Origin of the sequence: Microcoleus sp. Pol14D4 (assembly GCF_036701245.1) — a bacterium.
Taxonomy (GTDB): Bacteria; Cyanobacteriota; Cyanobacteriia; order Cyanobacteriales; family Microcoleaceae; genus Microcoleus.
In genome coordinates, this window is record NZ_JAUBQM010000021.1 from 67607 (window position 1) to 76389 (window position 8783).

General features: G+C 46.1%; 10 protein-coding genes. 6 read left to right on the forward strand and 4 right to left on the reverse strand.

Translation table 11 applies throughout. From position 1 onward, the window contains the following. The 3 genes from QUA33_RS10705 to QUA33_RS10715 all read left to right on the forward strand — a co-directional run. Positions 1-474 (forward strand): four helix bundle protein (locus QUA33_RS10705; protein WP_333224390.1); only part of this gene is annotated, 474 nt, incomplete at its 5' end. A gap of 75 nt (positions 475-549) precedes the next feature. Next, complete coding sequence (locus QUA33_RS10710; RefSeq protein ID WP_333148584.1) at positions 550-1722, forward strand: cysteine desulfurase family protein; 1173 nt, start codon at positions 550-552, stop codon at positions 1720-1722. 145 nt (positions 1723-1867) lie between these two features. Further along, the gene (locus QUA33_RS10715) at positions 1868-2524 is read left to right on the forward strand and encodes a hypothetical protein (protein ID WP_333148585.1); all 657 of its coding nucleotides are present in this window, start codon (positions 1868-1870) and stop codon (positions 2522-2524) included. Between the two features lie 71 nt (positions 2525-2595). Here the strand turns inward: QUA33_RS10715 and thiL are convergent, their stop codons facing one another. The 3 genes from thiL to QUA33_RS10730 form a co-directional block, all read right to left on the reverse strand. Next, positions 2596-3591 (reverse strand): thiamine-phosphate kinase, encoded by a 996-nt coding sequence (gene thiL, locus QUA33_RS10720; RefSeq protein WP_333148586.1) that lies wholly within the window; start codon positions 3589-3591, stop codon positions 2596-2598. Between the two features lie 32 nt (positions 3592-3623). Continuing rightward, entirely contained in the window at positions 3624-3938 is a 315-nt protein-coding gene (locus QUA33_RS10725) for a hypothetical protein (RefSeq protein WP_333148587.1), read from the reverse strand. A 241-nt stretch (positions 3939-4179) separates the two neighbouring features. After that, positions 4180-5304, reverse strand: a complete 1125-nt coding sequence (locus QUA33_RS10730; protein ID WP_333148588.1) for a peptidylprolyl isomerase — start codon at positions 5302-5304, stop codon at positions 4180-4182. Between the two features lie 431 nt (positions 5305-5735). Between QUA33_RS10730 and efp the strand changes: the two genes are divergently transcribed. From efp to QUA33_RS10745, 3 genes are all read left to right on the forward strand, one after another. Continuing rightward, positions 5736-6293: an elongation factor P gene (gene efp, locus QUA33_RS10735; RefSeq protein ID WP_333100978.1), complete on the forward strand. Its 558-nt coding sequence runs from the start codon at positions 5736-5738 to the stop codon at positions 6291-6293. A 179-nt stretch (positions 6294-6472) separates the two neighbouring features. Next, positions 6473-7030: an acetyl-CoA carboxylase biotin carboxyl carrier protein gene (accB, locus tag QUA33_RS10740; protein ID WP_333067688.1), complete on the forward strand. Its 558-nt coding sequence runs from the start codon at positions 6473-6475 to the stop codon at positions 7028-7030. Between the two features lie 30 nt (positions 7031-7060). Further along, positions 7061-7453, forward strand: coding sequence for an ArsR/SmtB family transcription factor (locus tag QUA33_RS10745; protein WP_006631662.1), 393 nt, complete (start codon positions 7061-7063; stop codon positions 7451-7453). A gap of 108 nt (positions 7454-7561) precedes the next feature. Here the strand turns inward: QUA33_RS10745 and QUA33_RS10750 are convergent, their stop codons facing one another. Then, positions 7562-8332 (reverse strand): GerMN domain-containing protein, encoded by a 771-nt coding sequence (locus tag QUA33_RS10750; RefSeq protein WP_333148589.1) that lies wholly within the window; start codon positions 8330-8332, stop codon positions 7562-7564. Positions 8333-8783 lie beyond the last annotated feature (451 nt).

The window sequence follows — 8783 nt, forward strand, 5'->3', positions numbered from 1 at the left end:
TTAGTTGTGCTTTTTTGGGAAGATGTTATAATTGTTCAATGTTCAACTTTTAAATGTATGGTTAGGTTTCAAGAGTTGCAGGTTTATCAATTAGCAGAGCAAATTTCTAATGAAGTTTGGTTTATTGTTCAATCCTGGGATTTCTTTGCTAAAAATACAGTTGGGCAACAATTGGTTAGGTCAGTCGATAGTATTGGTGCTAATATTGCCGAGGGGAATGGGCGGTATAACTACAATGATAATCAACGTTTTATCAAAATAGCCCGGGGGTCACTGCATGAAACAAGACACTGGTTAAGATTAGCTTGTGCCCGACACCTGTTAACCACCGAGCAAATCGAGCGCATAAAACCTTTAATAGACGAACTATCTCCCAAACTCAACGCTTACCTAAACTCAATTCAAAGCAAAGCAAATACTCAAGCGTTGAAAATTAAGAAAATACCCAAAAGCAAACCACCCACAGACTCTTGACCAATAACCAATAACCAATAACCAATAACAACTAACAACTAACAACTAACAACTAACAACTAACTCATTAAAATCATGCAAATTTACCTAGACTATAGTGCCACAACACCCGCACGCCCCGAAGCGATTCAAGCCATGCAAAAAGCCCTGACTCAGCAGTGGGGAAATCCTTCCAGCTTGCACGAGTGGGGACAAAGGGCGGCGACAGCTTTAGAATTAGCAAGAATGCAGGTTGCTAGCTTGATTAACGCGCTACCGGAATCGATGATTTTTACCAGTGGCGGCACTGAAGCGGACAATTTGGCAATTCTGGGAATTGCCCGTCTTTATACAAAGCCACAGCATATTATTATCTCCAGCGTAGAGCACTCCGCAGTAGCAGAACCGGCGCGACAACTCGAACAGTTGGGATGGGAAGTGACGCGCCTACCCGTGGATAAATTTGGCCGCATTCACCCTTTGGATTTGCAAGAGTCCCTGCGATCGAATACAGTGTTAATTTCAATCATTTACGGACAAAGCGAAGTTGGCACGCTGCAACCAATCGAGGCATTAGGACAAATTGCGCGCGATCGCAATATCATGTTTCATACCGATGCAGTTCAAGTTGCGGGCAAGCTGCAAGTAGACGTGCAGAAACTCCCTGTAGACTTGCTTTCCCTTTCCAGTCACAAACTGTACGGGCCACAAGGTGCAGGCGCGCTTTACGTGCGTCCGGGAGTAGAATTAGTGCCAATGTTAGGCGGTGGTGGCCAAGAATTGAAAATGCGTTCCGGGACACAAGCGCTGCCGACAATCGTCGGTTTTGGGGTGGCGGCGGAGTTAGCATTGCAAGAAATAGATGTGGAAACGCCGAGGTTAATTGCATTGCGCGATCGACTTTTTGACCGATTAGCTCATATACCCAGTTTAGTACCAACTGGCGATCGATATTTCCGACTCCCGCACCACGTCAGTTTTTGCATTGTTTCTCCCGACGGCGACACAGAGAAAGTCACAGGCAAAACTTTAGTAAGACAGCTCAATTTAGCAGGAATAGGGATTAGTTCTGGTTCTGCTTGTAACAGTGGGAAAATAACTCCCAGTCCAATTTTGTTGGCAATGGGATATAGCAAAACTCTGGCAGTTGGCGGAATTCGCTTGAGTCTGGGACGAGAAACCACAGAAGCGGATATTGATTGGACAGTAATTGCGATCGAGCAAATCTTAAATAGATTAATGCTAAAGGTAGCATTATCTAGACGTTAAGATTAACTCAAACCGTATTTATCCACGTCGATCCGCATACATCCGCCAACATCTGCGGTCAAAATCATAAAAAACAGAACCAAGCCCAAAAACCCACCCCCAATCATGATAAAATAAATCTCGGTGTTATTCACAACTCCCCAAAATGGAAGAAAACCGCGCCCAAGCCTATATGCAATTAATTCACACCCTGTTGAATGCTCCCAACGGAGAAGAAGCACAAATATTACAGGATAACTCAGAATTACTCGATCGTGGATTTCTGGAAACTTGTGAGTTAGTAGCATCAACCTTAGCAGAACAAGGAGGGGAAAATGGCGCTAAATTCCTCCGACATCTTGCCCGTTATCTAGCGCAAATCCTCGATATGAACGATGACGGAGATAGCAATAACTCGGTCAGTGAAAATTTCCAAGAGTATGCAAACTTTTTCCTAGAATTATTGCAAGCCGAACAAGATAGCAGCGGGGATACAGCAGTAATTTACCCCATGCTGGAAGGGCGACAACATCTCCTCAATGCCAGTTTTGCCGAGACTTTACAGCAAGTGGCGCAGAAGTTAATTACCGGCGAAAACTCAGAAACAATTAGCTCAATTATCGGTCTTATTGAAAATTTGAGTATTCATATTAGTGACTTTCCCAGTGGGAATAGAGCGAATAATATTGAAATTGCCATTACTGGTTATCAAATAGTTTTAAATAATCGCGAACCCGGTAGTGAAAAATGGACGCAAACCCAAAATAATCTGGCTACTGCGTACAATAACAGAGTCAACGGTTCGCTGGCGGAAAACCTGTAACGGGCAAAAACCAGGCGCTTAAAACCGCGTCTATACAAACCAAGTCAGCCTATGCGGACAAGCGAGATAATTCAGAAGTGTTGAAATCCTCGATCGAGCTTTAATCTAGAATCAGGGTAAATGCCGCTGCTATCAGTCAACCAGATATCAGTGCTATCCGTAGCGGTTCCCACAATTGCTGCTCCATTTCCTATTTTTTCTACCAATAACTCAGCATTTGCGATCGGCAAAAACAGGACTAACTCGAAGTCTTCCCCGCCGTATAATGCCCAATCTAAAGCTTTTTCGGTTGATACAATTTCGCTGAAAATATCGGGAATTGGTAGTTTTGTGCGATCGACTTTTGCGCCAACACCGCTAGCCCGACAAATTTGAATAATCGCATCAGCTAAACCGTCGCTGCTGTCCATTCCGGCGATGGAAAACTCACCCGCAGAATCTAAAATCTCCCAAACAACCGGCAAAACATCCAGCCTCGGTTTAGGGCGCTGGTGAGCGAGAATTAAGGAAGCCCGATCGACTTCTGTAAGATTTTGCCCGAATTCTGGATTTAACAGCAATTCTAATCCCGCGCGCGATGCTCCGTGAACCCCAGTAGCGACAATCGCCCAGCCCGATCGCGCATTTGACCGACGAATGGTACGATCGCACTCAACCTCCCCAAAAGCAGTAATCGCCACCGTCACCACGGGCGATCGCACAACATCGCCACCGACGATCGGCGTATGATATTCTTGCAAGCAAGCCGTCATCCCCCGATAAAACTCTTCTACCCACTCCACAGCCGTATCCGCCGCCACAGCGAGGGCTACAGTCACCGCCAGAGGCTTTGCTCCCATAGCCGCGAGATCCGACAAATTCGCTGCTGCGGCGCGCCATCCTGCGTAATAAGGCCCCGTAGTGCGATCGCTAAAATGCACTCCATCCACCAGCATATCTGTAGTGATAGCTAGAGATTTGTTGGGAGTTGTAGCCATGACAGCGCAATCATCACCCACTATCTCTGCGGGACAGAATTTTTGCAATATTCTTAAAAGGCCTTGTTCACCGATATCTTTAACTTGCATAAATTTGAATTAGTCGATCGCACTTTCTCACTTCACCATTCCTTACCGGAACTCGGTGGCAAGCGCAACCTAGGAAACCTATAAAAAGTATCTCCTTCATCATCTACCTCTAAAATCGCCGAAAAAATCTTCACTTGCCGAGTTAAATACTGCTGAGCAACTTCAGCCTCAACCCTAGCATTAGCCGCCAGTTGAATCAGCGAAATTTGACTGTTTTGAGTTTCCAACAACTGATAAAAAGCCTCATCCAACCGCTGCTTTTGCTTGCTTTCATTCACATTTTTTACAATCAACAAGCCTGCGAATCCGCCCAAACCTATTACCAATAAAAATTCTAAAATAGCCATATTTTCGATTAAGTTCCTGATTTCAATAACGAAACTATAAAAATTATCTATTCTTCCAGCCCGATCCGGCGGGCTTTGTCTGTGTAAAAGCGATTTCAATCGCCGTCACCTTTATTTAGAAAAGATTTCAATCCCTGTCACTATTGATTTTTTCAGCCCGCGCAGGCGGGCTTTGTTTCTGTAAAAGCGATTTCAATCGCCGTCACTTTGGTGTAAAAGCGATTTCAATCGCCCTCGTTAATTAAACTTGAGGTCGCACCAAATTTTCGATTCCTTTAACTACCTTAGCAGATACAATCTTGTCTCCCTGCTTCAGTTGCTCCAAAACTTCTTTTCCTTCAATCATGTAACCAAAAACAGCATAGCGGCCGTCCAACAAATTCAGGCCTGCGGGCGTGAGTTCAGGCTCAAACAAGAAAAAGAAAAACTGAGAAGAAGCGCTATCAGGGTCAGTTTCTGTACGGGCCATGGCCACAGTACCAAAAGCAGAAAAAGGCAAAACAGGCTCGTCGCGATAACGTCCCGCATCTTCTAGAGTAATCCCGTAAATAGGTTCTTTTTCGTCCCTGACGAGCACTTCTAGCGGCACATTCCGGTATTTGCCAGTAGTTGGGTCAATAAAACCGACTTCCTTGCCTTCGGGGTCTCCCGTTTGCAAAACGTAGGATTCTTCCGATCGAATAAACGGCAAACCGTCATAAAAACCTCGATCGACCAAATCCACAAAATTACCAGCCGTAACCGGGGCGCTGTAGCCGTCAACCACAACAGTAATTTCCCCTTTTTCAGTTTGTACAGCCACAGTAGCGCGCCCTTTTAGTTGAGGCAGATTAGCATACTTGGCAGGCACTTCAAACGGAAACTTTGTCACCATCAATTCTTCGATTTCGCCTACCGAACCTAAGATTGTGGCTTTCAAGTCAATCACTTTGTCCCTGTCTTTAGCCTCAACAGCCTTTTCCAGTTGAGCAACTTTCTCCTTGACTCCTGCAACTAGCGCCTCAGCTTCCGGCTTTTTGCCATCCGGAATACTCTCTAAAAGGTCAGATTCCCGAAGGTTGAGAATCCTGGAAGCCTTGCTGACATCACTGCTAATGGGCCCCCAACGTTTAGACCGTATGTGGTTGCCAATGTCTTCGAGACTGATTTGCAACTCTCGCACAGTCTGATTGTCAATAGGTAAAGCGTAGCGCAGCAGCGCCCGGCCGTCGGTAATCGCATTCCCAGCAGGCATACTGCTGCTGGGGCGTTTGGCATGGGAAACTGAACTGAAACTCAGGGAGAGAGTGAACAGCAAGAGCGCTAAAGCGATGGTTTTGCCCCAGCGCTTGCACGTATCGATCGAGAAATTAGGCCAATGCAACATAACTTTAACTTTTATTGCCTCTCTTATCTTCCCACAGCGCTGCCCGCCCTCTAAGCTGCTACCCATCTAAAGTGTCTGTTGGTTTGGCTGGGGAGGATTTGCCCACTAACAACAGTCAACAGTCAACTGACAACAGCCCACTGCCCACTGCCATTAACATTTCAGTAAAGCACTTGCTCCCTTTGAACGGTAAAATAAAATGCCAATTGCTTTTTTGATGCCGTCAGCTAAACTGCAGCTTTAACCTGACCCGCTCAAAAACGGATACAATCCCCAGACTCCTGTCGTGGAGAGATCAAAATTTTAGACCAAGGTTCAATCTCCCAAATTCATCTGTGGAGTAAATCTAAAATCTAAAATCTAAAATCTAAAATCGACTGACTGTAGTTCCCCCGTGCCCCAAGGCGACGGGATTGCCCGCAAAAATTTATATGATCTCTAGTAACGACTTTCGACCAGGTGTTTCAATTGAATGGAATAACGGCGTGTGGCGGGTTATCGAATTCCTCCACGTCAAGCCAGGAAAAGGCTCGGCTTTCGTGCGGACAAAATTAAAAAACGTCCAAACCGGAAACGTAGTAGAACAAACCTTCCGGGCAGGCGAGACTTTGCCTCAAGCCAACCTGGAAAAGAGCGTGATGCAACATACCTATAAAGAGGGCGACGAGTTTGTCTTTATGGATATGGAAACTTACGAGGAAAGCCGCCTCAATGCTAAGCAAATAGGCGATCGTGTCAAGTACCTCAATGAAGGTATGGAAGTCAATATCCTTCGCTGGAACGACCAAATCCTGGAAGTGGAACTGCCCAACTCTGTCGTCTTGGAAGTGACACAAACCGATCCTGGAGTCAAAGGAGATACTGCCACTGGTGGCAGCAAACCCGCCATCCTCTCCACTGGCGCTCAGATTATGGTGCCTCTATTTATTTCCATTGGAGAACGGATTCGGATTGATACTCGTGAAGACAAGTACCTCGGCCGAGAGTAGAAACGAGGGAGGAAAAGGGAGTTTTTAGTTCTGAGTTATGAGTTAAAGAAGTCAAAATTCAACACTCATCGCTCACAGCTTAAAAACTGGCCCTTTTGCCTCCAAACTCGCTGAATTATCCTAGCTTCGCCTGAACCAGAATTTTCAATTTTCAATTCTTAATTACCCTTGAATCTGCTGTGCAACTAGACTTAAACCAGCTTTGCGAACTGCTAACTGTATTAGACAAAACTGGCATTTCGGAACTGACCTTAAAAAGTGGAGAGATTGAACTGACAGTACGCAAAGGCATTCTGACAAGTTCACCAGCAACCGCTGCTGCGCTCCCTGCTGCCGTGCCTACAGTCGCTCCCATCGCGTTGGGTGCTGTTGCTAGCCCCACCTTAGCGTCACCTCCTGCTGTCAACCAAAATTTAGGAGCCGAGTCTGCTGAGACCCCGGTCACCGCCCCTGTCGCTGTACCTGCTGCCGTACCTGCTTCTGTCGATACGAAATGGGTGCCCATTATCTCGCCCATGGTAGGAACCTTTTATCGCGCTGCTGCTCCCGACGAGCCACCTTTTGTCAATGTGGGCGATCGCATCAAGGTCAATCAGACAGTCTGTATTATCGAAGCGATGAAGCTGATGAACGAGATCGATGCGGATGAAGTCTCCGGTCAAGTGATGGAAATTTTAGTTCAAAATGGCGAACCTGTCGAATACGGTCAAGTGTTGATGCGAATTAATCCGGATTAAAGGATTACTTTATTGTTATGGACAGAATAAATGCTAATATTTCCCGATCACTTCTCTCCGGTGAGTTTGATGAAGTCATCCCAGCCTGTCCCGCAAGAGGTCGTACAACAAGTTGCTGAGTATTTCAGTATTTTGAGCGAACCCATGCGTTTACGAATTTTGAACTTGCTTCGCGACGGCGAAAAATGCGTGCAAGAATTGGTGGAAGCTACTCAAACGAGTCAAGCCAATGTTTCTAAGCACCTAAAACTCATGCTCCAAGCTGGTATCCTCACTCGCCGGAGTGAAGGAACTTCAGCTTATTATAAGGTGCAAGACGAGTTAATTTTTGAGCTGTGTAATATGGTGTGCGATCGGCTTGCCAGCAGGATCGAACAGCAAGCCCTACACTTTCGGGCATTTAGCCTAACTACGAAGCACTGAAAATTAGTTGCCAGTTCTCACTCCTCAGTCATGAGTCATCAGTTATCAATTCCTACGATCGGCCTTCAGACCGATGACTAATGGCTTGTAACTAATGACTCATAATTGCTAAAGGGGAAAATTTTTGTCAAAACTTTGGCGGGTACTCGGCTGAGCCACCTCCAAACCTTCGCCGCCTAAAAGTTCTAAAGGCTTCCCTTCCACCGAAATCCAAACCTTGGTATTCGGTTTTAAACTCGTAGCGGTATAGATAACTTGCCCTAACCGGCCAGTCATGGAATTGCTCCCTCCCCCCGAAGTAAATTCTGCTGACAAATCGACATAAACTCCGTCATTCTTAACTCTTAAACCCCTGAGTTTTGTCCCCTTAGGAATTTCGCTAGAAACAGTTCCATCCTTCGGCCCCGCCAACAAACTATTAAAAGCAGCTTGTAAAGCTGCATCAGGCTTGTCAGCTTGTTTGACCGCTACTTTCGTAGGAACTCCCTCAAATTTACCGCTGGCATCTTTAACCCAGTAGACTTGCACTGTCTGGACATCCGTCTGCGGCAAAGGCTTTGGCTGCGGCGACTTTGGGACTAGAGCCTGCGGAGTCTGAGCTTGCGGCGTCTGAACCTGCGGCGTCTGAACCTGTGGCGTCTGAACCTGTGGCACTTGTACAGGATTTGGAAGGGGTACCGGGATAACTACAGCAGGAGATTCCGCAGGGCTTGGGGACAGCGACGGAGCGGTAGTTTGAGCAGAAGACTGCGTAACTGCAGGGGTTGGCGAACGGTTCGCGGTCCACCAGGCAATGCCCCCTCCTGCCAGTAAAGCCAACCCGCAAACACCAGCAATGACGGGTGTGGAGACGCGGCGTACTTCTTGTCCATCTTTCATAATACAAATTCTCCTTACAGATAGAGCGCTTGGGACGGTGAGGAGCGACTCCCGATCAGCTACATTTGTCTATGGTTAGATTCTGGAATTGACACAATTGCATTGCTGCTAGCGAACACTTTATAGCAAGCCCAACATATCCTGAATCCGACTATTGGAATCCTAGACCATAATATAAGATTTCGCCCGTGGAGTATGTCACAGTATCTCGATCGGCCTAGAGGCTATGTTCTATAGTAATCATAAAAAACTAAAGAATAAAGGAAGAAAAAATAAGTAAAAAGGAATAAGGAAAGCAACGAATGGATGTAACGGAGGTAAGGGGGTAAGGGATTTAAGGGATTTAACGGATAGAAGCAGGTCTCTAAAAATATTTTTCCCCAAACAAAAAGCGCCCCTATTACTAGGAGCGCTCTTTGTAATCTCAGACTAAAACTTAGCCATTGATAGA